At 66.2% G+C, this 23,166-nt stretch carries 23 protein-coding genes; 18 read left to right on the top strand and 5 right to left on the bottom strand.

The window, feature by feature from the left end:
- Positions 1 to 20 precede the first annotated feature (20 nt).
- Positions 21 to 1,586: a protein kinase domain-containing protein gene (locus ACWDXS_RS26030; RefSeq protein ID WP_449969489.1), complete on the bottom strand. Its 1,566-nt coding sequence runs from the start codon at positions 1,584 to 1,586 to the stop codon at positions 21 to 23.
- On the bottom strand, positions 1,583 to 3,412 hold the full coding sequence (locus ACWDXS_RS26035) for a sensor histidine kinase (RefSeq protein WP_449969492.1): 1,830 nt from the start codon (positions 3,410 to 3,412) through the stop codon (positions 1,583 to 1,585). The genes ACWDXS_RS26030 and ACWDXS_RS26035 overlap by 4 nt, the downstream gene beginning before the upstream one ends.
- Positions 3,413 to 3,765: 353 nt before the next feature.
- Between ACWDXS_RS26035 and ACWDXS_RS26040 the strand changes: the two genes are divergently transcribed.
- Positions 3,766 to 3,978, top strand: coding sequence for a hypothetical protein (locus ACWDXS_RS26040; protein ID WP_378632256.1), 213 nt, complete (start codon positions 3,766 to 3,768; stop codon positions 3,976 to 3,978).
- Here ACWDXS_RS26040 and ACWDXS_RS26045 read toward each other — a convergent pair.
- The gene (locus tag ACWDXS_RS26045) at positions 3,971 to 5,530 is read right to left on the bottom strand and encodes an alpha/beta hydrolase (RefSeq protein WP_449969496.1); all 1,560 of its coding nucleotides are present in this window, start codon (positions 5,528 to 5,530) and stop codon (positions 3,971 to 3,973) included. The two genes, ACWDXS_RS26040 and ACWDXS_RS26045, sit on opposite strands and share 8 nt — an antisense overlap.
- 451 nt (positions 5,531 to 5,981) lie before the next feature.
- Here ACWDXS_RS26045 and ACWDXS_RS26050 point away from each other — a divergent pair, with 451 nt between their 5' ends.
- The 14 genes from ACWDXS_RS26050 to ACWDXS_RS26115 all read left to right on the top strand — a co-directional run bounded on the left by ACWDXS_RS26050 (position 5,982) and on the right by ACWDXS_RS26115 (position 17,692).
- A complete protein-coding gene (locus ACWDXS_RS26050) occupies positions 5,982 to 6,632 on the top strand; it encodes a YoaK family protein (RefSeq protein ID WP_449969622.1) in 651 nt (216 codons plus the stop codon).
- Between the two features lie 267 nt (positions 6,633 to 6,899).
- Positions 6,900 to 7,298, top strand: a complete 399-nt coding sequence (gene rpsH / locus ACWDXS_RS26055) for a 30S ribosomal protein S8 (protein ID WP_056818383.1) — start codon at positions 6,900 to 6,902, stop codon at positions 7,296 to 7,298.
- Between the two features lie 15 nt (positions 7,299 to 7,313).
- The gene (rplF, locus tag ACWDXS_RS26060) at positions 7,314 to 7,853 is read left to right on the top strand and encodes a 50S ribosomal protein L6 (RefSeq protein ID WP_378993649.1); all 540 of its coding nucleotides are present in this window, start codon (positions 7,314 to 7,316) and stop codon (positions 7,851 to 7,853) included.
- Between the two features lie 2 nt (positions 7,854 to 7,855).
- On the top strand, positions 7,856 to 8,263 hold the full coding sequence (gene rplR, locus ACWDXS_RS26065; protein WP_266296784.1) for a 50S ribosomal protein L18: 408 nt from the start codon (positions 7,856 to 7,858) through the stop codon (positions 8,261 to 8,263).
- A gap of 31 nt (positions 8,264 to 8,294) precedes the next feature.
- Positions 8,295 to 8,954: a 30S ribosomal protein S5 gene (gene rpsE, locus ACWDXS_RS26070; RefSeq protein WP_378632262.1), complete on the top strand. Its 660-nt coding sequence runs from the start codon at positions 8,295 to 8,297 to the stop codon at positions 8,952 to 8,954.
- Position 8,955: 1 nt separating this feature from the next.
- Positions 8,956 to 9,135 carry a 50S ribosomal protein L30 gene (rpmD, locus tag ACWDXS_RS26075; protein ID WP_056819257.1) on the top strand — a complete coding sequence of 60 codons (180 nt, stop codon included), beginning with the start codon at positions 8,956 to 8,958 and terminating at the stop codon, positions 9,133 to 9,135.
- Positions 9,136 to 9,137: 2 nt separating this feature from the next.
- Entirely contained in the window at positions 9,138 to 9,581 is a 444-nt protein-coding gene (rplO, locus tag ACWDXS_RS26080; protein WP_101464424.1) for a 50S ribosomal protein L15, read from the top strand.
- 164 nt (positions 9,582 to 9,745) lie between these two features.
- A complete protein-coding gene (gene secY, locus ACWDXS_RS26085; RefSeq protein WP_378993648.1) occupies positions 9,746 to 11,068 on the top strand; it encodes a preprotein translocase subunit SecY in 1,323 nt (440 codons plus the stop codon).
- On the top strand, positions 11,065 to 11,610 hold the full coding sequence (locus ACWDXS_RS26090) for an adenylate kinase (protein ID WP_378632266.1): 546 nt from the start codon (positions 11,065 to 11,067) through the stop codon (positions 11,608 to 11,610). Before secY ends, ACWDXS_RS26090 begins: the two co-directional genes overlap by 4 nt.
- Positions 11,611 to 11,636: 26 nt before the next feature.
- Positions 11,637 to 12,434: a type I methionyl aminopeptidase gene (gene map / locus ACWDXS_RS26095; protein ID WP_449969507.1), complete on the top strand. Its 798-nt coding sequence runs from the start codon at positions 11,637 to 11,639 to the stop codon at positions 12,432 to 12,434.
- A 74-nt stretch (positions 12,435 to 12,508) separates the two neighbouring features.
- On the top strand, positions 12,509 to 13,594 hold the full coding sequence (locus tag ACWDXS_RS26100; protein WP_449969510.1) for a BMP family lipoprotein: 1,086 nt from the start codon (positions 12,509 to 12,511) through the stop codon (positions 13,592 to 13,594).
- Positions 13,595 to 13,605: 11 nt separating this feature from the next.
- Complete coding sequence (locus ACWDXS_RS26105) at positions 13,606 to 15,123, top strand: ABC transporter ATP-binding protein (RefSeq protein ID WP_449969513.1); 1,518 nt, start codon at positions 13,606 to 13,608, stop codon at positions 15,121 to 15,123.
- Positions 15,124 to 15,131: 8 nt separating this feature from the next.
- Entirely contained in the window at positions 15,132 to 16,409 is a 1,278-nt protein-coding gene (locus tag ACWDXS_RS26110) for an ABC transporter permease (RefSeq protein WP_449969516.1), read from the top strand.
- Positions 16,406 to 17,692 carry an ABC transporter permease gene (locus ACWDXS_RS26115; protein ID WP_449969519.1) on the top strand — a complete coding sequence of 429 codons (1,287 nt, stop codon included), beginning with the start codon at positions 16,406 to 16,408 and terminating at the stop codon, positions 17,690 to 17,692. Before ACWDXS_RS26110 ends, ACWDXS_RS26115 begins: the two co-directional genes overlap by 4 nt.
- Here ACWDXS_RS26115 and dtd read toward each other — a convergent pair whose 3' ends face one another.
- Both dtd and ACWDXS_RS26125 read right to left on the bottom strand, forming a co-directional pair.
- Entirely contained in the window at positions 17,693 to 18,136 is a 444-nt protein-coding gene (gene dtd, locus ACWDXS_RS26120) for a D-aminoacyl-tRNA deacylase (RefSeq protein WP_378993643.1), read from the bottom strand.
- A gap of 108 nt (positions 18,137 to 18,244) precedes the next feature.
- Positions 18,245 to 19,780, bottom strand: a complete 1,536-nt coding sequence (locus tag ACWDXS_RS26125) for a hypothetical protein (RefSeq protein WP_378993642.1) — start codon at positions 19,778 to 19,780, stop codon at positions 18,245 to 18,247.
- A gap of 220 nt (positions 19,781 to 20,000) precedes the next feature.
- Between ACWDXS_RS26125 and ACWDXS_RS26130 the strand changes: the two genes are divergently transcribed.
- From ACWDXS_RS26130 to ACWDXS_RS26140, 3 genes are all read left to right on the top strand, one after another.
- Positions 20,001 to 21,923, top strand: a complete 1,923-nt coding sequence (locus ACWDXS_RS26130; RefSeq protein WP_387446515.1) for a hypothetical protein — start codon at positions 20,001 to 20,003, stop codon at positions 21,921 to 21,923.
- Positions 21,920 to 22,720: an ESX secretion-associated protein EspG gene (locus ACWDXS_RS26135; protein ID WP_379313169.1), complete on the top strand. Its 801-nt coding sequence runs from the start codon at positions 21,920 to 21,922 to the stop codon at positions 22,718 to 22,720. The genes ACWDXS_RS26130 and ACWDXS_RS26135 overlap by 4 nt, the downstream gene beginning before the upstream one ends.
- Before the next feature lie 124 nt (positions 22,721 to 22,844).
- Positions 22,845 to 23,165, top strand: a complete 321-nt coding sequence (locus ACWDXS_RS26140; protein WP_301904962.1) for a WXG100 family type VII secretion target — start codon at positions 22,845 to 22,847, stop codon at positions 23,163 to 23,165.
- The last annotated feature ends 1 nt before the right edge of the window (position 23,166 follow it).

A 23,166-nucleotide genomic window follows, 5' to 3' on the forward strand; every position in this document is an offset into this window, starting at 1 on the left:
TACCTACCGCCTTCGGGCGTTCAGTTGCAGACCCGGAGGTGGGTCAGTACCGCTAGGACGCGGCGGTGGTCGTCGGGTTCCGGCTGTAGGCCGAGTTTGACGAAGATGCTGCGGACGTGGGTTTCGATCGTGCGTTCGCCGAGGAACAGGGTGGCGCCGATCGCACGGTTGGAGCGGCCTTCGGCCATGAGCCGCAGGACTTCTCGTTCGCGGGTGGAGAGCGCGTCGAGTGGGAGGGCGCCGTGGTGCGGTCGCGAGACCAAGCGGCCGACCAGGTCGGGATCGATCGCCGAGCCACCCGCGGCGACCCGCTGGAGGGCAGTCACGAACTCGTCGATATCGGAAACCCGGTCTTTGAGCAGATAGCCGAGGCTGCGCGCGCCGCCCGAGAGCAGGTCGAGAACGCTCTCGGTTTCGATGTACTGCGACAGCAGCAGCACCGCCGTCTCGGGAAAGTCGCGACGGATGACTACGGCGGCATCGATGCCCTCCGTGGTGCAGGTCGGTGGCATCCGGATGTCGACCACAGCGACGTCGGGGCGGTGCGCGCGGACCAGGCCCAGCAGCGCCGCGGCATCGCCGGCCTGCCCGGCCACCTCCATGCCCTCGTCCTCGAGCAATCGGGCGATTCCCTGCCGGAGCAGCGCCGAGTCGTCGGCGAGCACCACGCGCAGGCAAGGTGCGGTCGGCGCCTGGTGGTGGCGGACCGTCGCATGTTCGGCGGTGGCGTCGGCTGCCGCGGTGAGTACCGCCCGCGCGGCGGCCGCGAACGTGCCACAGTCCGGATAGCGGTCGCCAGGGAGCTTGGCCATCGCCCGCGCGATGACCGCGTCGAATGCCCTCGGCAGGGTGTCCAGCAGCGCGCTCGGTCGTGGAATCGGCGCGTTGAGGTGGCCGTTCAGAATGGCCGCTCGACTCGGTCCTGGATAGGGCGGGCGGCCGGTGAGCAGATGAAACAGTGTGCAGCCCAGCGAGTATTCATCGGCCCGATGATCGATGGTTCGTCCTTCGATCTGTTCGGGGGCCGCGTAGCGGATGGTGGCGACCATCATTCCGGCGCTGGTGAGGTGCACGGTGTCGTCGAGCGCTTTGGCGATGCCGAAATCCGTCAGCAGCACCCGTTCGGGCTCGCCCGGCTGGTCGGGCGCGGCCAGCAGGATGTTCGACGGGTTGACATCGCGGTGGTACACACCTGTCCGATGCGCGTAGTCCAGGCCCGCCGCGACCGTTTCAGCAATGCGCACGGCCCGCTCCGGCGCTACCGGCCCGTCCCGCACCAGGCGCGCCGCATCGGTCCCCGGCACCAGCTGCATCGCGATCCAGAGGCGATCGCCCTCGCGGCCACGGTCGTAGACCGCCACGATGGCGGGGTGCTCCAGCCGGGCGGCGTGGTCGGCTTCGAACTCGAATCGCGTACGGACGTAGTCGTCCGTGGTCAGCGAGGGATGCAGGATTTTGAGTGCGACGGTGCGTGGCAGTGTGGGGTGCCGAGCCGCGTAGACGCAGCCCATGCCGCCCGCGCCCAGCACCTGCTCGATGGTGTAGCCCGCGAACACCGTGCCTGCTTCCAGGTCGCACCCTCTCATGCGTCGCCCCCGCGAAGTGGAAGGGTGGCGGTGAGGACTGTGCCCGCGCCGGAGGAACTGTCCACCCGCAGGTGCCCACCGAGCGCCGCGGCTCGATCACCCAAGCCACTCAGGCCGCCGCCGGGTCCGACCTGGGCTCCGCCGCGACCGTCGTCGGCGATCACGAGCCGCACGGCCTCGTCGACGATGCCGACCTGGATATCGACGTGCGTGCCGTTGGAATGTTTCGCCGCGTTGGTGACGGCCTCGGCGGCGATGAAGTACGCGGCCAGCTCCACCCCGGCCGGTGGCCTCGGAACCAGTGTGCCGTGGATCCGTACGGCGATCGGGGCGCGTTCGGCGAGTGAGGTCAGCGCCGCCGTCAGACCGCGTTCGGCGAGGATCGGTGGGAACACGCCCCTTGCCAGCTCGCGGAGCTCGCTGAGCGCGGTGTCCAGTTCGGCGGCGCCGAGCGTCACCAGATCACCCCGGGTTTCGGTGTCCGCTGTGCGCTGAGCTCGACGCAGCAGGAGGGCCGCGGCGACCAGACGTTGTTGCGCACCGTCGTGCAGATCGCGTTCGACCCGGCGTCGCTCGGCGTCGCCGGCTGCCACGATGCGCTCGCGCGAGCGACGTACCTCGGCGAGCTGGGCCTGCAGATCGTTGCGCAGCCGTTCGTGATCGAGGGCGAGTTCGGTCGCGCCGCGTACAGCGGCCAGCAGTTCGGGTTCGGTCTGTAAATGCTTGTCATAGACAAGGGCGGCAGCCGGGGCGCCGTCCCGCTCGAGGATCGTCGCCACCCGGTGACCTGTGCCGCGCGGCAGTACCCTGGCGATGCCCTGGTCGTCGACGTAGCCGCGTCGATCGGCGTCGAAGTTCCACAGTGCCAGGGTGGGATCGTGCAGTGCGCGCCGCAGTGCCTCGACGAAACCCGAACTGATCGGGGTCGCGCCGATTTCGACCATGGCGTCACCGACCGCCGTCCTGGCCATGCGATACCGGACCTGCCCGAACGCGATGGCCATCGGTAGTAGCACCATCGGGATGTAGCGCAGATTCAGCGTCCAACCGTGCAGCGAACCGGGGAATCGGATCGCGGTCAACATGAGCCACAGGACGCTCACTCCGGCGACCGTCGCGAGCACCATGATGGGGGCGAAGCCCGATCGATACGCCGCGGTGCCGGATCGCCACCGCTTGATCACGACGACGATGGCAGTGACGGCGATCAAAAAGGCGAATGCACCGACGATGAGCTGGATTCGATCGGCGAGCACCGGATCGTGGCGGATCAGCAATAGGTTGACCGAGGTCGATCGGTGCGGTGCGGGCACCTCCCGCGGGTCGAAGAACATCCACTCGGCCGATACACCGAACACGGCCAGCGCCCAGCACAGCCGGACGTACCGGCGTTCCCACGGTTGACGCAGCCGACCCGACGGGAAGCCGAGTAGCACCGGAATCATCACCGGCAGATAGATATTCGTCAGGACAGCACCAGCGGTGAACAACACCGGGTCACTGGACCGGCGGACGCCACAGGCCAACCACACCAATCCCGCCACCACGAACAGTGGACCGGCCAGCTCGTGTGGCCGCTTGGTCCAGGTGAACAGTCCCGACGCCACGAACGATGCCCCGGTCAGCAGGAACAGCACGAGCTCGACCTGCCCGAACTTCGGCGAATGCTGAGCCGCCGAGAAGGCTTCGCGCGGGCCGAGCAACAGGATTCTGGCCGGGTCGTAGAGCGCTACCTCCGACCAGTCCACCGACAACACCACGGCGACGCTCAACGCGGCGGCACTGGCCGTCACACCACCGATGAGCGCGATCGAACGAGGTGTCATCGAACAGCCTCCAACTACCCGACCTCTTCAGGATCCTCTGCCGGAAACCCGCACACAACCATCCACTCGATCCGCGCCGGAACTGCGAGTTTCTGCCGCCCGTCGGCCCGCTGTGCTCGTGTTGAGTGTGGTGTTGGCCGCCATGGGGCTCGGGGCGAGCGCCGCGATGGCGAGCGCCGCGCCGAAACACGGCACGTGCACAATCGTCGCCAACCCGTTCTTCTCGGGAGGGCACGGACTACTTCAGTGAAGTCCGTGCCCTCGCGCATTTCCACGTTGTGAGCTGTCACCAGCACTGGATGAAATATATGCATTTCACTCCAGGGGTGAGGGCTGATGTGTTCTCTTGGCGCATGAAGAAGTTCGCCACAGTCGCTGTTCTTTCCGTCGCGCTCCTCGGGGCGCCCGCTGTTGCATCCGCCGCCCCCAGCGCCGGTTCCGGGTCCGGGGGTGGGTCGGGGTCGTCGGAGACGGAGTTGATCTGTTCGCCGATCGCGCAGTTGTTGTTCGCCACGGGGAGTGTGGAGAAGCCGCCGCTCTACGACCTGCTCTGCCTGCTCAGCTGAACGGGGAGCGGTCGATTCCGCAGCTGACGCCGGCGGGCGGGAGCTGGCCGGTGAACAGGTAGTCGCGTTTGAGGTGTTCGGCGCAGGTGCTCTGGACGTACATGGAGCTGTGGCCCGCGCCTTCGATCACGACTACCTGGGCCCGGTTCAGTTGGGCCGCACCGGCTTTGGCTCCCCGTAGTGGGGTGGCGGGATCGTATCGGCTGTTGAGGACGAGGATCGGGGCGGCGGTTTCGCGGTTCCACGGGCCGGTGTAGCGGTCCCGGTCCTCGGCCTGCCAGAAGGCGCAGGGGGTGGCGTTGAAGACGGCGATCCGGCCGAAGTAGCGGGACTGGAGGTCTTCGGCGGCGGCCACCCGGCTGTAGACGGCGGGGTCGGTGGGGACGGTGCTGTCGGAGCATTGGATGGTGTAGAAGGCCTCGACTCGATTGGCGGGGTGGTTCTCCGCGAAGAGGGCGTCGGGGACTCTGGCGGGCAGGACTGTTGCCGCGTCGAAGAGGTTCTGGAGCAGGATCGCCAGGTCGGGGTAGGTGTCGGGGCGGGAGAGACTGCCCGCGGCGCTCACGATCTGGGAAAAGGTCCACGGCGTGCCCGCGACCGTGATCGGCGCGAGGCGGGCCCGCTCGGCCAGCGCGATCCACTTGAGTTTCGGATCGCCCGCGGCGAACGCGCAGCGTGGACCCGCGGCGGAGCAGTCGCGCAGGAAGGTGTCGAAGGTTTCGGCGATGCCGGCGGCCACGCCCTGGCGGGTGTCGAGCGGCAGATTCACGCCGTCGGTGCCGTGGCCGTTCACATTGCCCTCGAAGTCGAGAGAACCGTCGAACGCCATCGCGCGGACCCGGCCGGGGAACATGTTGGCGTAAACCGCGCCGACCTGGGTGCCATAGGAGATGCCGTGGTAGGTCAGTGCCTCATCGCCCACCGCGCGGCGCAGTAGATCCAGGTCGCGGGCGGTGTTGGCGGTGGAGGCGTGGCGCAGGATCGGCCCCGCGTGCTGCGCGCAGCGGGTCGCGATATCGGCCGAGGCGGCGAAGAACGCGGGCTCGTCGCCCGGATCGGTCGGAGTGCCGGGGAAGGAACCGAGGTACGCGGTCTGCTCATCGGCGCTCGGGAAGCACTGCGTGCCCGCGCTGCGCGAGACCGCACGCGGATCCCAGGAGACCAGGTCGAAGCGGGCGCGCAGTTCGTCGGAGAACAGCCACGGCCAGCGGGCCCGCTCGCGCAAGCGGTCGACGCCGGAGGGTCCTGGCCCGCCGAAGTTGACGAACAACGTGCCGATGCGGCGTGCGGGATCGGACGCGGGCAACTTGATGACAGCCAGGTCGATCTGCGTGGCCTGCGGGCTGTTGTAGTCCATCGGCACCTGAGCCAGCGCGCATTCGAACCCGTCCGCGCAGGACTCCCACGCCAGTGTCGGGGTGGCGGCACCCTCGGCGAGCTGGTCGACGTAGGGATCGGCCGAAGCGCGCGCGGGCGTGACGAGCGCGCCGATCCCGAGCAGTACGGCGAGCAGATAAGCCGAGCCCCGGCGGCGTGCACAGTGGGAAGACAACGGCCGAGCCTCCTGCGCGGTTCCGACGAACCACGCGAAGCTACCACATTCGTGAGCGGCGCTTACTAACGCAAAGTGGTTGGTATCGAACACAATTCGATCGACGATGTAGATCGGACGGCATCGCCGCAGGTCGTCGGGTTCCTTCGCGCGGCGGTGGATGTGGTCGTCCACAGAATTGTCCTCGAATTTCTGGGTTACCGCGGCATTACCGGCTCCTCATAATTCTGTGTCTTTCCCGAGAATGTGATCTCCCTGCTGGTCGGCAATTCATTTCGTGGCTACTGTCGGGGTCGTTGCGTGACAATGCAGCGAGCAGATGGGCGTCAATGTCGATCCCTTGCCGAGTGAATGCAGAGGATGTGAGTTCGTGACCCCGACCACAGTAAACAAGCCACGTGACGTGGCCCACCGGGTGTCTCTGCGTGGAATTCCGGCCGGCGCGATGCCGATGGTCGCGTTTCTTTCTATTTTGGCCGGATTTATCGGAGCGGCCGCTTATACGCATTCCGCCGGATATTTCGTGACATTCATGACCGGTAATACCGAGCGCGCCGTTCTCGGCTGGTTCGACAATGATCAGCTGCTGGCCACCGGGGCGATCACGCTGCTTTTCTCGTTCGGCCTCGGTGTGTTCGTGGCCTCGCTGCTGCGACGGCGGCTGTGGCGGCGCGGTCACTACGGCGCGTCCGTGGTGACCACCGTGGCGCTCGCCGTGGCCGCGGTGGTCGACTTCGCCCTCGACCGCACCGGCGGCCAGGAGGTGGGGTTCATCCCGATCGCGTTCGTCGCGTTCGCGGTGGGCGCGCTCAACACCGCGTTCGTCAAGAACGGCGAGACCAGCGTTCCGCTCAGCTATGCCACCGGAACAGTCGTGAAACTGAGCCAGGGCATCGAAAGCCATGTCAGCGGGGGTAGTGCGCGCGATTGGCTCGGCTACGGCATGCAGTACGCGGCGTTCGCCGTCGGCGCCCTGCTCGGCGGCTTGATGAGCACGGTGGTGGGTGGTGAGATGATGCTGATCGTCGCCGCCGGTGTCTCGGCCGTGGCGATCCTGATCACCTACAAGACGGGTGGGAGGGCCGGCCACACCGCCGCGTGACGGAGATCGCCCCGGTCCGTCGGCCCCCGAGTTTGGTCCTGACCACGGCGTTGCCTACACTAGAGCGGTTGCCTGGGCAGATCTGTGTCCGCTGCGCGCTTCGGCGCGGGTGGGACCGTGCCAGGCGCCGAGAGCTCGCAAGAGAACTCATCCGGTCGGTAAGTGCCGACCGGACCAGCCGAATTGTTGTAGGCCCACGGTCGACCGCGTGAGAGTGCGGGAGATGTTGCATGGGAACCGCAGCGAGAAAGGTGTCGAGGTCTAACCATGACCATGACTGATCCGATCGCAGACTTCTTGACGCGTCTGCGCAACGCCAACTCGGCGTACCACGATCAGGTGAAGGCGCCCCACTCGAAGATCAAGGTGAACATCGCCGAGATCCTCAAGCGTGAGGGCTACATCGCCGATTACCGCACCGAAGACGCGACCGTTGGCAAGGCCATCGTCGTCGATCTGAAGTACGGCCCCAGCCGTGAGCGCAGCCTGCAGGGCCTGCGTCGCGTCTCGAAGCCGGGTCTGCGTGTGTACGCGAAGTCCACCAACCTGCCCAAGGTCCTCGGCGGCCTCGGCGTGGCGATCATTTCCACGTCGACCGGTCTGCTCACCGACCGTCAGGCGGCCAAGCAGGGCGTCGGGGGCGAAGTCCTCGCCTACGTCTGGTAAGGGAGGTCAGGACAAATGTCGCGTATTGGTAAGAAGCCCATCGAGATTCCGGCCGGCGTCGACGTCAACATCGACGGCCAGGTTGTCACGGTCAAGGGGCCCAAGGGCACCCTCTCGCACACCGTGGCCGAGCCCATCATCGTCACCAAGGGTGAAGGTAATGAGCTCGAGGTTGCTCGTCCCAACGACGAGCGCGCGAACCGTTCGCTGCACGGCCTTTCCCGCACCCTGATCGCCAACATGGTCGAGGGTGTCACCAAGGGCTACGAGAAGAAGATGGAAATCTTCGGCGTCGGTTACCGCGTTCAGGCCAAGGGTTCGAACCTCGAGTTCGCCCTCGGTTACAGCCACCCGGTGCCGATCGAGGCCCCGGCAGGCATCACCTTCGCGGTGGAATCGCCCACCAAGTTCTCGGTGTCCGGAATCGACAAGCAGAAGGTCGGTCAGATCTCCGCTGTCATCCACGGACTGCGTAAGCCCGACCCGTACAAGGGCAAGGGCATCCGCTACGCCGGCGAGGTCGTTCGCCGCAAGGTCGGAAAGACGGGTAAGTGATCATGGCGCAAACTGCTAACCAGAAGGCGAAGCGGATTCCGCTGGGCAAGGATGCTTCCACGAAGCGTCGCCTGTCGAAGACCCGCCGTCACTTCCGTCTTCGTAAGAAGGTCGAAGGCACCACCGAGCGTCCGCGCCTGGTGGTCAACCGCTCCGCGCGGCACCTGCACGCTCAGCTGATCGACGACTCGGTGGGCAAGACCATTGCCGCCGCTTCCTCGATCGAGGCCGACGTGCGTGCGCTCGAGGGCGACAAGTCCGCCAAGGGCGCGAAGGTCGGTCAGCTGATCGCCGAGCGTGCCAAGGCTGCCGGTATCGAGGCGGTCGTGTTCGACCGTGGTGGTCACGACTACCACGGCCGTATCGCGGCGCTGGCCGATGCCGCTCGTGAAGGTGGGCTGAAGTTCTGATGACTGTTATTTCGAACGGAAGGAACGTCTGATGCCGGGACGTCAGCGGCGTGACGGCGGCAACGGACCCGCCGGACCCAACAGCAACTCCAACAGCAACGCCGGAGGCCCCGAGGGCAACCGTCGTGGCGGTGGCGATCGTCGCGGTGGCGGCGACCGTCGTGACAACGCGGCCGAGAAGAACCAGCTCGAGCGCGTCGTCGCGATCAACCGTGTCTCCAAGGTCGTGAAGGGTGGTCGTCGCTTCAGCTTCACCGCCCTCGTGATCGTCGGTGACGGCAACGGTCTGGTCGGCGTCGGCTACGGCAAGGCCAAGGAAGTTCCCGCGGCCATCCAGAAGGGTGTCGAGGAGGCTCGCAAGAGCTTCTTCCGCGTCCCGATGATCGGCTCGACCATCACTCACCCCGTTCAGGGTGAGGCGGCGGCCGGTGTGGTCATGTTGCGTCCGGCTTCGCCCGGTACCGGTGTGATCGCGGGCGGCGCGGCTCGCGCCGTGCTCGAATGCGCAGGCATTCACGACATTCTGGCCAAGTCGCTCGGTAGCGACAATGCGATCAACGTCGTTCACGCGACGGTTGCCGCGCTCAAGATGCTCCAGCGTCCCGAAGAGGTTGCCGCTCGTCGCGGTCTGCCGATCGAGGATGTCGCTCCGGCGGGCATGCTGCGTGCGCGTGCAGGACAGGGAGCCTGACATGGCTGATCTCAAGGTGACTCAGATCAAGAGCACGATCGGTGCCAAGTCGAACCAGCGCGACAGCCTGCGGACGCTTGGTCTGCGGAAGATCCGCCAGTCGGTGGTTCGTGAGGACAACGCTCAGAACCGCGGTCTGATCAACGTCGTGCGCCACCTCGTAACAGTTGAGGAGGTCTAGACATGACCATCAAATTGCACCACCTGCGTCCCGCCCCTGGCTCCAAGACCGAGAAGACCCGTGTGGGTCGCGGTGAGGGTTCCAAGGGTAAGACCGCCGGTCGCGGTACCAAGGGCACCAAGGCACGCAAGAACGTCCCCGCGGCGTTCGAGGGTGGCCAGATGCCGCTGCACATGCGTCTGCCGAAGCTTCGCGGCTTCACCAACCGCTTCCGGGTCGAGTACCAGGTCGTCAACGTTGGCCGCATTGCCGAGCTGTTCCCTCAGGGCGGCGTCATCGGTAAGGCAGAACTCGTCGAGGCAGGCGCCGTTCGCAAGAACGAGCTCGTCAAGGTTCTCGGCGACGGCGAGATCGGTGTCGCCATCCAGGTGACCGCCGACAAGGTGACCGGCTCCGCCAAGGAGAAGATCACCGCCGCCGGTGGCACTGTCACCGAACTGGCCTGACGGTACTGTAGTCAGCAGCTGACACCGGACGAGTCGCGAGCTCGTCCGGTGTCACTGTTAGAGTTCCAAGTGTTGTCTGCCAAGCTCGTCATCGGCTGACGATTCCACATGCTGTCCAGTGGTTCAGTCGCATGGCATGACCATGTCGTTCGCCAGGAGGATTTGTGCTTTCCGCCTTCGTATCGGCCTTCCGGACTCCGGACTTACGGCGGAAGATTCTCTTCACGCTGGGGTTGATCGCGCTGTACCGGTTGGGTGCCGCGCTGCCGTCCCCCGGTGTCGACTACCAGAACGTTCAGGAATGCGTGAAGGTGGTCTCCGGCGGTGAATCCGCCGGCATCTACCAGCTCATCAACCTGTTCTCCGGCGGGGCGCTGCTACAGCTGTCGGTGTTCGCGATCGGCATCATGCCGTACATCACCGCGAGCATCATCATCCAGCTGCTGACCGTCGTCATCCCGCGGTTCGAGGAACTGCGCAAGGAAGGCCAATCCGGCCAGACCAAGATGACGCAGTACACCAGGTACCTGTCGGTCGCGTTGGCGATCCTGCAGGCCACCGGTCTGGTCGCGCTGGCCTCGCGCGGTCAGCTGTTGCAGGGCTGTAACGAGCCGATTCTCGCCGATACCAGCATCTTCGGCATGATCATCATCGTCCTCGTGATGACCGCGGGTGCTTCGCTGGTCATGTGGTTCGGCGAGCAGATCACCGAGCGCGGTGTCGGCAACGGCATGTCGCTGCTCATCTTCGCCGGTATCGCCGCTCGACTGCCGCTCGACGGCAAGCGGATCCTCGACACCGACGGTGGCCTGATCTTCGGTGCGGTGTGTGTCGCCGTACTGGTGATCCTGGTGGCCGTGATCTTTGTCGAACAGGGTCAGCGCCGGATCCCGGTGCAGTACGCCAAGCGCGTGGTCGGTCGCAAGATGTACGGCGGTTCATCGACGTACCTGCCGTTGAAGGTCAACCAGGCCGGTGTCATCCCGGTGATCTTCGCGTCCTCGCTGCTCTACCTGCCCAACCTGATCGCGCAGCTCACCAACTCGAATACGGCGACGGATCCGAGCTGGTGGCAGGAGATCATCCAGAAATACCTGGTGAATCCGGGCAACCCGGTCTACATCGCGATCTACTTCGGTCTGATCGTGTTCTTCACCTACTTCTACGTCGCGATCACCTTCAACCCGGAGGAACGCGCGGACGAGATGAAGAAGTTCGGTGGCTTCATCCCGGGCTACCGGCCCGGTAAGCCGACCGCCGACTACCTCAACTACGTTCTGAGCCGCATCACCCTGCCTGGCTCGATCTATCTCGGTTTGGTCGCCGTTCTCCCGAACCTGTTCCTGGACATGGGTGCCAACGGTGGAGCGGCCAACCTGCCGTTCGGCGGTACCGCGGTGCTCATCATGGTCAGCGTGGGTCTCGACACGGTCAAGCAGATCGAGAGCCAGCTGATGAATCGAAATTACGAAGGGTTCCTCAAGTGAGAGTTGTTCTGCTCGGTCCGCCGGGTGCCGGCAAAGGTACTCAGGCCGTCCTGCTGTCAGAGAAGCTGGGCGTTCCGCACATCTCCACCGGAGACCTCTTCCGCGCGAATATCAGCCAGCAGACCGCCCTCGGTCGCGAGGCGCAGAAGTACATGGACGCGGGCGACCTGGTCCCCAGCGACGTCACCAACCGCATGGTCGAGGCGCGTGTCGGCGAGCCCGACGCCGCGAACGGTTTCGTGCTCGACGGTTACCCGCGCACGGTCGATCAGGCCGACGCGTTGAAGAAGATCCTCGAGCACAACGGCACCACGCTCGACGCGGTGCTGTGCTTCGTGGTCGCCGAGGACACCGTGGTCGAGCGCATGCTCGCCCGTGGGCGCGCCGACGACACCGAGGACGTCATCCGCAACCGGCTGCGGGTCTACCGTGAGGAAACCGAGCCGCTGCTCGAGCACTACGACGGTCTGGTCGTGACCGTCGACGGCATCGGCGAAGTCGATGAGGTCAACGCGCGGGCGCTGAAGGCGCTCGGTCAGTAATCAGCGGATCGGAGTACTGAGGCCGGATGGTCTTCAACCGTAAGAAGAAGGTCGTGCCGTTCCGTTCGGCGGGCGAGCTGGATGCCATGCAGGCGGCCGGCGCGATCGTCGGTGCGACGCTGGTCGCCGTTCGCGCGGCGGCCAAGCCCGGCGTCTCGACGCTGGAGCTCGACGAGGTCGCCGAGGCGACGATCCGCGACGCGGGCGCTGTTCCGTCGTTCAAGGGCTATCACGGGTTCCCCGGCTCGATCTGTTCTTCGGTCAACGATCGTGTGGTCCACGGGATCCCCTCGGCGAGTGACATTCTCGTCGAGGGCGATCTCGTGTCCATCGACTGCGGCGCCATCCTCGACGGCTGGCACGGCGACTCGGCGTGGACGTTCGGCATCGGCGCCATCATCGAGGCCGATGAGTTGCTGAGCGAGGCCACCAGGCTCTCCATGGAGACCGGCATCGCGGCGATGCTGCCGGGCAACCGGCTGACCGACGTCTCGCACGCCATCGAGCTGGGTACGCGCGCGGCCGAGCAGGCGCACGGCCGGCAGTACGGCATCGTCGACGGTTACGGTGGCCATGCCATCGGGCGCGAGATGCACATGGATCCGTTCCTGCCCAACGAGGGCGCGCCCGGTAAGGGCCCGCGCCTGGTGGTCGGGTCGGTGCTGGCGATCGAGCCGATGCTGACGCTCGGTACCACCGAGACCAAGACGCTCGACGACGACTGGACCGTGGTCACCACAGACGGGACGCGCGCGGCGCATTGGGAGCACAGCGTCGCCGTCACCGAGGACGGGCCGCGCATTCTCACGCTGCGCCCTGAGTAGTTCACCGACGGCTTTTCGGTGAAGTAATCGTTCTAATCTGTCTGGTCGCCTGCGCGATCCTGTATCTCTGAGTGATGAGATCCCGGATCGCGCTGGTCGCCGTCGGTTGCGCGGCCTCGGCCTTGCTCGTCGGCTGCGGTGAGCCGCCGCCGGACGCGCGCTATACGGGATCGGGCAACACCTACGGCACCGCGAACGCGGGTTTCGAGACCTGCATGGTGACCGACGCGGGCGGCGTCGACGACAAGTCGTTCAACGAATCCGGCTGGAACGGGGTGAAAGCCGCGATCGACGCCAACCCCGGCGTCTACGGCTCCTACCGCCAGTCCAACAGTTCCGCCGACTACGAACCCAACCTGCGAGCCTCGGCCGACGACGACTGCGATCTGGTGATCGGCGTCGGCGGCCTGATGGCCGAGGCGGTGGCACAGGTGGCCGCGGAGTACCCCGATCAGCGTTTCGCGATCGTCGACGCGCACGTCGAGCTGGACAATGTCTACTCGATGGAGTTCAACGCCGCCCAATCCTCTTATCTGGCAGGCTATCTCGCGGCGGGAGTGTCCAAGACCGGCCGGGTCGCCACCTGGGGCGGCATGCAGATCCCCGCGGTGACCATCTTCATGGACGGGTTCGCCGCCGGAGTGGCCGGGTACAACGCGGCGCACGGGACCTCGATCGCCGTGCTCGGCTGGGATGTCGAGGACCAGAACGGTTCGTTCACCGGCAATTTCGACGATACGAGCGCGGGCCGCTCGCTCACCGAGAACTTCATCGCCCAGGGCGCCGACGTGATCCACCCGGTCGCGGGACCGGTCGGCATGGGCGGGGCCTCCGCCGTGCAGGACGCGTCGAACGTTTCCATGATCTGGGTGGATTCCGATGGCTACGAGGCGGTTCCGGAGTACCAGGACATCATGTTGTCCTCGTCGATGAAGGACATCTCCGCCGCGGTACGGGTGGCGATCGACAATGCCTTCGGCGACGGCGTCACAGACGGACGGTACGTGGGCACCCTGAGTAATGCTGGGGTCGGGCTCGCGCCGTTCCACGATTTCGACGCGAAGGTGCCGGAGCCGCTGAAGCGGGAGCTCACCACTCTTCGGCGCGACATCGTCGACGGCAAGATCGTGATCAATTCCCCGGCCGCCCCGAAGCTGTAGAGGACAGGCGCATGCGACTCGAAGCACAGGGCTTGACCAAGGCCTTCGGAACGTTTCTCGCCGACGACAGCGTCGACCTGGTGGTCGAACCCGGCCAGGTGCACGCGATCCTCGGCGAGAACGGCGCGGGCAAGTCGACCCTGATGAACATGCTGTACGGCATCCTCGAACCGACCAGCGGCCAGATCCTGATCGACGGCGAGCCGGTACGGCTGCGATCGCCGGGCGACGCCATCGCCGCCGGAATCGGCATGGTGCATCAGCATTTCAAGCTCGTCGGGCCGTTCAGTGTCGCCGACAACGTGCAGCTGGGTCGCGAACACGTCAAGCGGGGCAGCCTCGACCGGGCGACCGCGCGGCGGGCGGTGCTCGAGGTGTCCGAGCGGTACGGTCTGGCGCTGGATCCCGACGCTGTGTGCGAGGACCTGCCGGTCGGTGTGCAGCAGCGGGTCGAGATCGTGAAGGCGCTGTCCGGCAGGACCGATCTGCTGATCCTGGACGAGCCGACCGCGGTGCTCACCCCGCCCGAAGTGGCCGAGTTGCTCGGGATCATCCGCAATCTCACGGCCTCGGGGATGTCGGTGATCTTCATCAGCCACAAGCTCAAAGAGGTGAAGGCGATCGCGGACACGATCACCGTTCTGCGGCGTGGGCGGGTCGTGGCCGAGGCGTCGCCGCAGGACAGCGAGGCCGAGTTGGCGGCGGCGATGGTCGGGCGGTCGGTCGTGCTGACCGTGGATCGACCGCAGGCGCAGCCGGGCGAGATCGCCCTGGATATCAAGGATCTGACCGTGCTGGGCGAGCGCGGGACGCCGATGCTCGACGGACTGAGTCTGGCTGTGCGGGCCGGTGAGATCGTCGGGTTGGCCGGGGTCGAGGGCAACGGGCAAACCGAACTGGCAAGGGCGGTGCTCGGGACCGTCACGCCCGAGAGCGGCTCGATCGAGATGGGCGGTATCCCGGTCACCGGGTGGAACCCGTACCGGCGGATCGTGGCCGGGCTCGGCTACATCCCGGAGGATCGCGGCCGCGACGGGCTGGCCGCCGATTTCACCGTCGCCGATAACCTCGTCCTCAACCAGTACCGCGACAGACCCCTGTCGAATCGCGGCGTGGTCGACGCGGCGGCGGTACGAAAGCTGGCCGACAAGGCGATCGCCGATTTCGACATCCGCACCAGGGGGCCGGGGGAGCTGGTGTCGGCGCTGTCGGGCGGCAATCAGCAGAAGGTGGTGATCGCCCGCGAATTCTCCAGGCCGCGTTCGGTTCTGGTCGCCGCGCAACCGACGCGAGGAGTGGATGTCGGCGCGATCGAGTTCATCCATCGCCGTCTGGTCGCCGAACGCGACACGGGAACCGCCGTCCTGCTCATCTCCGCGGAGCTGGACGAGATCCTGGCCCTGTCCGACCGCATCGCGGTGATCCACAACGGGCAGATCGTCGGCGTCCTGGCCCCGGATACACCGCGCGAGATCATCGGTCAGCTGATGGCGGGCCACCGTCCCGCCGATCCAGCACCCGCGAGCTGAGGAAACCCATGCCGAGTACGACCATCGAGCCGGACATCGACCCACCCGGCGAGCGTAAACCGGACAGGCGCGACGTCGGCCGCACATTCATCGGGTACCTGACCGAAGCCAACAGCGTGATGGTGACGATCTATTCGTTGTTGCTGGCCTTCGCGATCGGGGCCCTGTTGATCATCGTCTCCGACGCGGCGGTGCGGGGTGCCTGGGGCTACTTCTTCAACCGGCCCGCCGATGCGCTGAGTTTCTCGTGGCAGGCGGTGAGCGCGGGCTATCGCGACATGTTCGAGGGCGCGATCATCGACTTCGGGCGCGTGCAGCAGTATGTCGACGGTGACGCCACCCTGGCCCAGGTGCTGCGCCCGATCTCGGAGACGCTCACCTACGCGACCCCGCTGATCTTCACCGGACTCGCCGTCGGCCTGGCCTTCCGGGCCGGACTGTTCAATATCGGCGGGCACGGACAGTTCATCTTCGGCTTGCTCGGCGGCGTGGTGGTTGGGTTCGCGCTCGACCTGCCGCCCCTGCTGCATGTTCCGCTGGCCCTGCTCGCGGGTGCGCTCGCGGGCGGTCTGCTCGGCGCCATCCCCGGCGTGCTCAAGGCCAAAATCGGCGCGCACGAGGTGATCTCGTCGATCATGCTGAACAATATCGCCACCTATTTTCTGCTCTGGGCGTTGAGCACCACGTTCATCCACTCGACGACCTCGCAGGAACTGGTGTCCAAGCAGGTGGACTTCTCCGGCCGGCTGCCCCGGCTGCTCGGCTGGGCGGGCTCGGGCCTGCGGGTCAGCGCGGGGCTGTTGCTCGGGCTGGCGCTCGCGGCCGGAATCTGGTGGCTGCTGCGCAAATCCACCTTCGGGTACCGGATCCGCGCGGTCGGTGCCAATACGCATGCGGCGGAAACGGCGGGTATCGATATCGGGCGCACGTTCGTCACCACGTTGGCGGTGTCGGGCGGGCTGGCCGGGTTGGGTGGCGCCGCACTGGTGTTGGGGCTCAACCCGTACACGGTGAATCCGGGCACGGTCGCCGAATTCGGGTTCGACGGGATCACCGTCGCGCTGCTCGGGCGGGCGCATCCCGGCGGTATCGTGGCCGCCGCACTGCTGTTCGGTGCGCTGAAATCGGGCACGCTGCACATGCAGCCCGCCATTCCGGTCGAGATGTCCACGCTGTTGCAGGCGGTGATCGTGCTGTTCGTCGCCGCGCCCGCGCTGGTGAAAACCCTGCTGCACCTGCGCACACCGCGCGGTGGTCTCAACACTCTGGAAGCGAGGGGCTGGTGAGTACCACCACCGCGTCACCGGTCGTCACGGCCGAATCAGCCAGGCACGGTGTGGCCGGGGTGGTGCTCATCGTGCTCGGCATCGGTCTCGGCATTCTCGGGCTGCTGTTCATCGACGGTGGCCGGAACACCACGTTCCGATTGGATCAGACCGTCGAAAGTGGCTGGACTGTCAACACTCTCACGATCGTGCTGATCCTTGGCGTGGTGACGGTGGTGCTCGGTGGGGTGCTGGCGGCGCGGCCGCTCTCGCGGCGCGCGCACGGGGCGATCGTCGGCATCGCGGTGGCGGCCCTGGTGATCGCGGCGCTGTCGTGGGTGGTGACGCCGGGCGTCGGCTTCCCGGTGGAGTTCGTGCTGGCGTCGACGCTGTTCCTGGCGCTGCCGTTCATCTTCGGTGCGCTGTCCGGCGTGGTCTGTGAACGGTCGGGCGTGATCAACCTCGGCATCGAGGGCCAGTTTCTGGCGGGCGCGTTCACCGCGGTGCTGTTCTCCTCGATCACCGGCAGCCCCTACGCCGGGATTGTGGCCGCGGTGATCAGCGGCATGCTGTCGACGCTGCTGCTGGCCTGGCTCGCGACCCGCTTCGAAGTGAACCAGCTGGTCACCGGTGTCATCCTCAATCTGCTCGCGCTGGGGCTCACCGGCTTCCTGTTCGAACGGCTCATGCGCATGGACCATTCGCTCAACCAGCCGAGCACGGTGCCGCGCATCGGCGGGTTCCTCCACGACATCGGCCTCGGTTTCCTGACCGGCATCCCGGTGCTCGGGCCGGTGCTGTTCGACCAGAACCTGTTCGTCTATGTGGCGCTGGCCTGTGTGTTCGGGCTGTCGTATCTGCTGTTCCAGACCCGCTGGGGCCTGCGCACCCGCGCCGTCGGCGAACATCCGGCCGCGGCCGACGCCGCGGGCATCGACGTGAACCGGTTGCGCTTCTGGAACGTCACCTGTGCCGGTGCCCTGTCGGGTTTCGGCGGCGCCTTCTTCACCATCGCCAACAATGTGGCCTTCAGCAAGAACATGACCGCCGCGCTCGGCTTCGTGGCCCTGGCGGTGATGATCGTCGGCCGCTGGAAGCCGGTCGGCGCGCTGCTGGCCGCCCTGCTGTTCGGTTTCTCCAGCGCCCTGCAACGCTTCCTCAACACCATGCCGGGCAACCCGATCCCCACCGAATTCCTCGGCATGCTGCCCTACGTGGTCACCCTGGTCGTGGTCGCCGGATTCATCGGAAAGGCGGTCGCGCCCGCCGCCGACGGCATCCCGTACCGGCCGGGCGACAAGTAGTCAGCCTTCGAGCAGGACGGTGACCGGGCCGTCGTTGGTGAGTTCGATCTGCATGTGGGCGCCGAATTTTCCGGTGGCGACGGTGGCGCCCAGTTCGCGGAGTGCCTCGGCGAAGGTGTCGACGAGGGGTTCGGCGAGGGAACCGGGGGCGGCGGCGTTCCAGGACGGGCGCCGGCCCTTGGCGGTGTTGGCGTAGAGGGTGAACTGACTGACCACCAGGATGGGGGCGTCCAGGTCGGCGGCGGAGCGTTCACCGTCGAGGATGCGCAGGCGATAAGCCTTGTCGGCCAGAGCTTTCGCGTTGGCCGCGGTGTCGGTGTGGGTAGCGCCGACGAGAGCGAGGAGGCCGTGGGGGACTCCGGTCGCCGCCGGGTCGATGCGGCCGACGACCTGATCGTCGACGCTCACCTGGGCGCTGGTCACACGTTGCAGCAGTACTCGCACAGCTCCGATCATGCCGGGTGACCGCGCTGTGCGGCGTTCGGGGGCGACTCATCTGTCGGTGCGATCACCACGGGTCTGCTGGGCGCCGCGGCTTTTCGCGGTGACGATTCAATCCTTGCCGAAGAAGAGGATATTCGGGCCGTAGTCGGTGAGTGGGGCCTTCTCCGCGGACTGGCGGATGCCCGCGCCGGGGAGCTCGGTGACCTTGGCGAACATCTCGGCATTGCCGAAGGCGGCTCTGACCTGGGTTTCGGAGGCGTAGTCGGCGCCGTAGTCGGCCAGGGTCGCGAAATCCAGGGGCGCCAGTGGGGTGTCGAGGGGTGCCTGGCCCGCCGGCCTGCCGAGGGCGGCGTACTGGGTGGCGACGCCGTTGTCGTAGAGGCACAGTTCGTAGGAGATCTTCTCGATCGTGGCGACGGTGAGGACCGGCCATTTCATCGAGAGGGCCACGGCGAGTGGGTGTTTGCCGAGGGCGCCGATCTCCCAGTTGAGACTTTTCACCGAAATCCAGCTGCCCGAGGACTTTTCGACGAGCACCACATCGGCGCCGAGCTCGGTCTCGAGGTTGGTCTTGGGTTCTTTGACACCCCAGTGCTTGTCGTGCACCCCGGCGAAGCGGCCCGCGTCGACCGGATTCGCGCCGTCCTGGGCGTACGCGGCGACGATCGCGGCGCGTACCTGCTCCAGCGCGTCCGGCGCCGAGCACCGGACGGCGATCGCGCCGTAGGTCGCGGAGATCTCGACCGGTCGCGACGGCGGCTCCGGCATCGCCCCTGCCGCAAGGGGTTTGAGACCCACCAGGGCCAGCCGCCAATTGATCTCGTCGATCGTGGCCAGGTCGCCACCCGACTGGTACAGGATCTGCTGCTGCGTGAGCCGTCCCGCGCGTTCGAGGGTCGGTGCGCCCAGCTTCACCAGCGCCTGCGTGGTCTTGACCGTGAGGTCGAGCTCCTCGACCCGGGTTTCGCGCAGTTTCGCCGTGCTCGCGGTGGTGGTCACCTCGGAATACAGGGTGCGGTAGGTCGCGATGGCCTGTTTGCGTGAGCGCCCCACCATCAGGGTGCGCAGCAGAGTGCTCAGACTCGCCAGGTACTTGCCCGGTTGTTCGGAAGCGCGCGCGTACATCGCCGCCCGAATCCGGACCGCCGACTCACTGGCCGCCACCGCCGCGTCGTGATCGAGCCGCATCAACCACACGCCGCACTTGGACAACCCGTCGGCGCACATGGCCGAAACATCCGGGTAGTCCTGCGCGACCTGCCGATACGCCGAACAGGCGCTGCGAATGGTGTTGGTCGCGAGCTGCCGGTGCCCGACCAGCCGCGTCGCCTGCTCGAACAACCGCAACGCGTCCTGCAACGCACCCGCGTACTCGTAGGAGACGTACCCGCCGACCAGCCAGTGCAGCCGGATCGCCACCGCTTCCTGCGCGGGTTCCAGCGCCTCCGCCGTGCGGTCACGCCCCGACGGATCATCCCTGGTCGTGAGCAGACCCTGGGCGAATTCGGTCAGCGATCCGGCCAAGCGTAGGTAGTCGTCGGCGTGCTGGCTGCGGGTGTTGGCGCGATTGGCTGCCACGCGCCGTTCGAGGCCGCTCAGATCGGTCATGAGCAGTTCCATCGCGACGTCAAGCTGGGCACCCATCGTTCGTTCGTTCATGGCCGTCCGGCGGCCGCTAGCGCTTTGATCGAGTCTGTCACAGATCGGTGTCGGCTGCCGGATCGTTCGCCGGAACCGGCTGTTCATCCGGCATCGGTGCCGGTGTTTCCTTGGTGCTGTGCATATTTCGCATTGCTCACTAGAATGCGATGCGATCGAGTCGGCTGCGAGGGTCGGCGGTGGGGTGCTTCGAGGAGCGGTTAGCGTGGGCGATTCTCCCTGGTCAGGACTGGCCAGCAAGGCAAAAGTCAAGGTCGAGACGGGAGCTGCGCTCGAGGCGGCCAAGGCGTGCAGTACGGCGATCGAGGTGTTCAAGGGTTGCCAGAACCTGTTCCGCGACCACGACCTCAACAACTACGACGAGTCCAAGCTGGGCGGCAGCCAAGTCGACGCGGGTCCGCCGCTGCGGACCAAGTTCATCTCCGAGGCCACCCAGGCCAAGGACCTGCTCGGGCGCTATATCGACTCGCTCGAGGATCTGGTCTCCATGTTCAAGGCCGCGGGTGAGTCGTACACCGACACCGACAAGGGCTCCGGCGACAACATCGCCGCGCTCAAGGGCGATCTGAAGAATGTGAACTCCTCGCCGGGTGCCAAGGATATGAAGGGCGAGGTCTCCCAGGCCGGTGGTTACACGCCGGCTCACTGGGAAGTCGATGTCAAGGTGCGGCAGGGCACCGGCATGGAAATCAAGATGGAGAAGCACAACTACGACATCGAGACCGCGAACGTGCCCAAGCACGCGGGCACCGCGACGGCGGAATCGGTCGGTGTGCGGATACCCGTCCGCGCCGCGGACAACATGTCCTGGCGTGATATGTACGACCTCGGTCAGCGGCTGTCCTGGCAGGAGGTGGCCAACGACGCTCCGATCTGGGAGGCGATGGCCCATGCCGTGCACGGCGCCGCCTACAACCTCGAGCAGAAGCTCGGTGAGATCACCCGCGACCGGTGGGAGAGCCAGGGCGGTGACGCCGCGTTCGCCGCGATCTCCACGTTCGGCAAGTCGGCGATGACCGCGAGCGACTCCTTCACGATGATGCAGCAGAACCTCGAGTACACCGCGAACTGGTTGTACGCGACCAAGGTGTGTATGCCGATCGACAAAGAAGACAAGTGTGACGACGATCTGCAGGAGAACCGCGATCGGTACAAGCGCCACTACGTCGACGGTGTCGGGCAGACCGAGAAGCTCTTCCCTGCGGCCGCGGAGCCCGCGGCGCCGAAGGGGCCGGTGAAGCCGCCGGAGAACAATAACAACAACAACAATAATAACAACAATAATAACAATAACGGCAACAGTAATAACAACGGCAATAACAATGCCGGTGGTAGCAACAACTCCGGTGGTAGCGGAAATTCCGGTGGCAGTGGTAATTCCGGGGGTGGGAGCCAACAGCAGGCGACGTCGCCGGCCGCGGTGGCTGCCCAGCAAGCGGCGCAGCAAGCTGCCCAGCAGGCGGCCGCGGAGCTGCAGCAGAACGGCACCAACGGTTCGCAGCAGAGCGCGAACGGTCAGACGGCGGGTTCCATCGGATCAACTGGATCCACCGGGTCGTCGGCGGGGTCGAGTGGGTCGGGATCGGGCGACATGTCCAGCATCCTGTCCTCGGTGATGTCGGCGGTGACGTCCGCGGTCTCCTCACTCACCCAGGCGCTGCCCTCGCTGGCCACCGCGTTGCAGCAGGTGTCCGCCGACACCAGCGGTACCGGCGCCACCTCGGGCCTGCCCGATTTCACCCAGCTGGGCAACCTGTTCGGGCAGTTCCCCGACCTGACCGAACTGCTGTCGCAGTCGCCCGAGCTCAACCAGCTGATCGCGGACAACCCCGCCCTCTCGCCGCTGGCGGAGTTGCTCGGCATCGACACCGTGACGACGACCGTCGACGGGGCGGGAGTGCCGGAGGAGAGCGCCGAAACGGCTGCGGGCGAGGCATTCCCGCGCGCCTCGCTGCCCGACTTCTCCAACCTCTCGGGTCTGGGCGAGGTCGTCACCCCGCTCACCGGCTTGCTCGCCGAGTCGATGGCGACCGAAGCCCCCGCGCAGGTTGTGGAAGCACCGGTCGAATCCGTGGAAGTCGGCGCCGCCGGCTCGCTCGCGCACGCACGGCCGGAGGCGCAGGCGTGACGCGGAAGTGGGAGCTCACCGACATCGAATTCCGGGTGCTGTGGCAGCGATTCGTCGGCACCGATCTGCCGCGTCCGCTCACCTTCCAGACCAGGACTCGCCTGCACGAGGACTACGAGGAAGAGAAGTACCAGGTCTGGCAGCGTCTGCAACACACGGTCGATCCGACGCTTCGCTCGGTCTTCGACGTGCTGGAGCGGCCGGAAGTGTATGTGCGGCTGCGTGGTTGGAACGATCGTGCGCGTGACGACGCCGGCCAGTGGCTCAAGGCCAGGGCCGCACGAGCCGGCGCCAACGGATACCTGGTCTACCAGCTGCCCGGTGAAACCCCCACGCACAGTGGTGGTTACACGGTGGTCGACATCGGTCCCCACGGCCTGGCCGACGCCATCGTCGACCTGATGCCGGCCACCGGTGCGGGCACGGGCGGGATGATCCCGCTCGTCACCGACGCGAGCGCCGGCGCCGGCGACGAGTACGGGCAGCGATCCTCGATGTTCTTCGAGGAAGCCGACACCTCGATCGTCGAGCGCAGCACCGAGTTCTTCAGCCGTTCCGCCGACCGCACCGGAACCATCAATATCCTGCAGAATCAGTCCATGTTCGGCTCGCGGGGGATGCATCGCGACATCCTGGTGTGGCGTGATCTTCCCGACGACGGGCGCTATGTCATCGAACTCCCCAGCGAGAATCCCATCGCCACCCCGATGTCGCGATCGGACCTGACCGAGAAGGTCAACACGTCCATCCAGCGCATGATGTCGCGCGTGGAATCACATTGGGAAGCAAGCGCATAGGGGCCGCGAGGTACCCACCGTTCACAGCGCTTTCATCTCGGGTTCGTTCCGTCGTGCGAGGCTGTTGCGCACGCGAAAGAGTTGTGGTGTGCTCAGAGCCACCACTCGTGGAGGGATGAGGGCGATGGGCACCTTCGAGTACGACGCCGACGATTTCCGGACCGCGGCCGGAAAATCGCGCAACGTCAGCACGCAACTCACCGGCATCATCAATACGCTGAACAGCTCGCTCAACGGCCGCGGAAACGTCTGGGGCAACGACAAACTCGGTCAGAGCTTCAACGACGGCCCCGGCGGCAACGACGGTTACGACTCGTCGTGGACCAACACCAGCGACAACGTCAAGACGATGGCGAAGTCCATGGGCGAGTTCGCCGACGGCCAGACCGAAAGCGCCGACTACATCGACAAGATGGAAAAGGGCAACCGCGACGGCTTGACGTAGT

The sequence above is a fragment of the Nocardia sp. NPDC003183 genome (assembly GCF_053590715.1).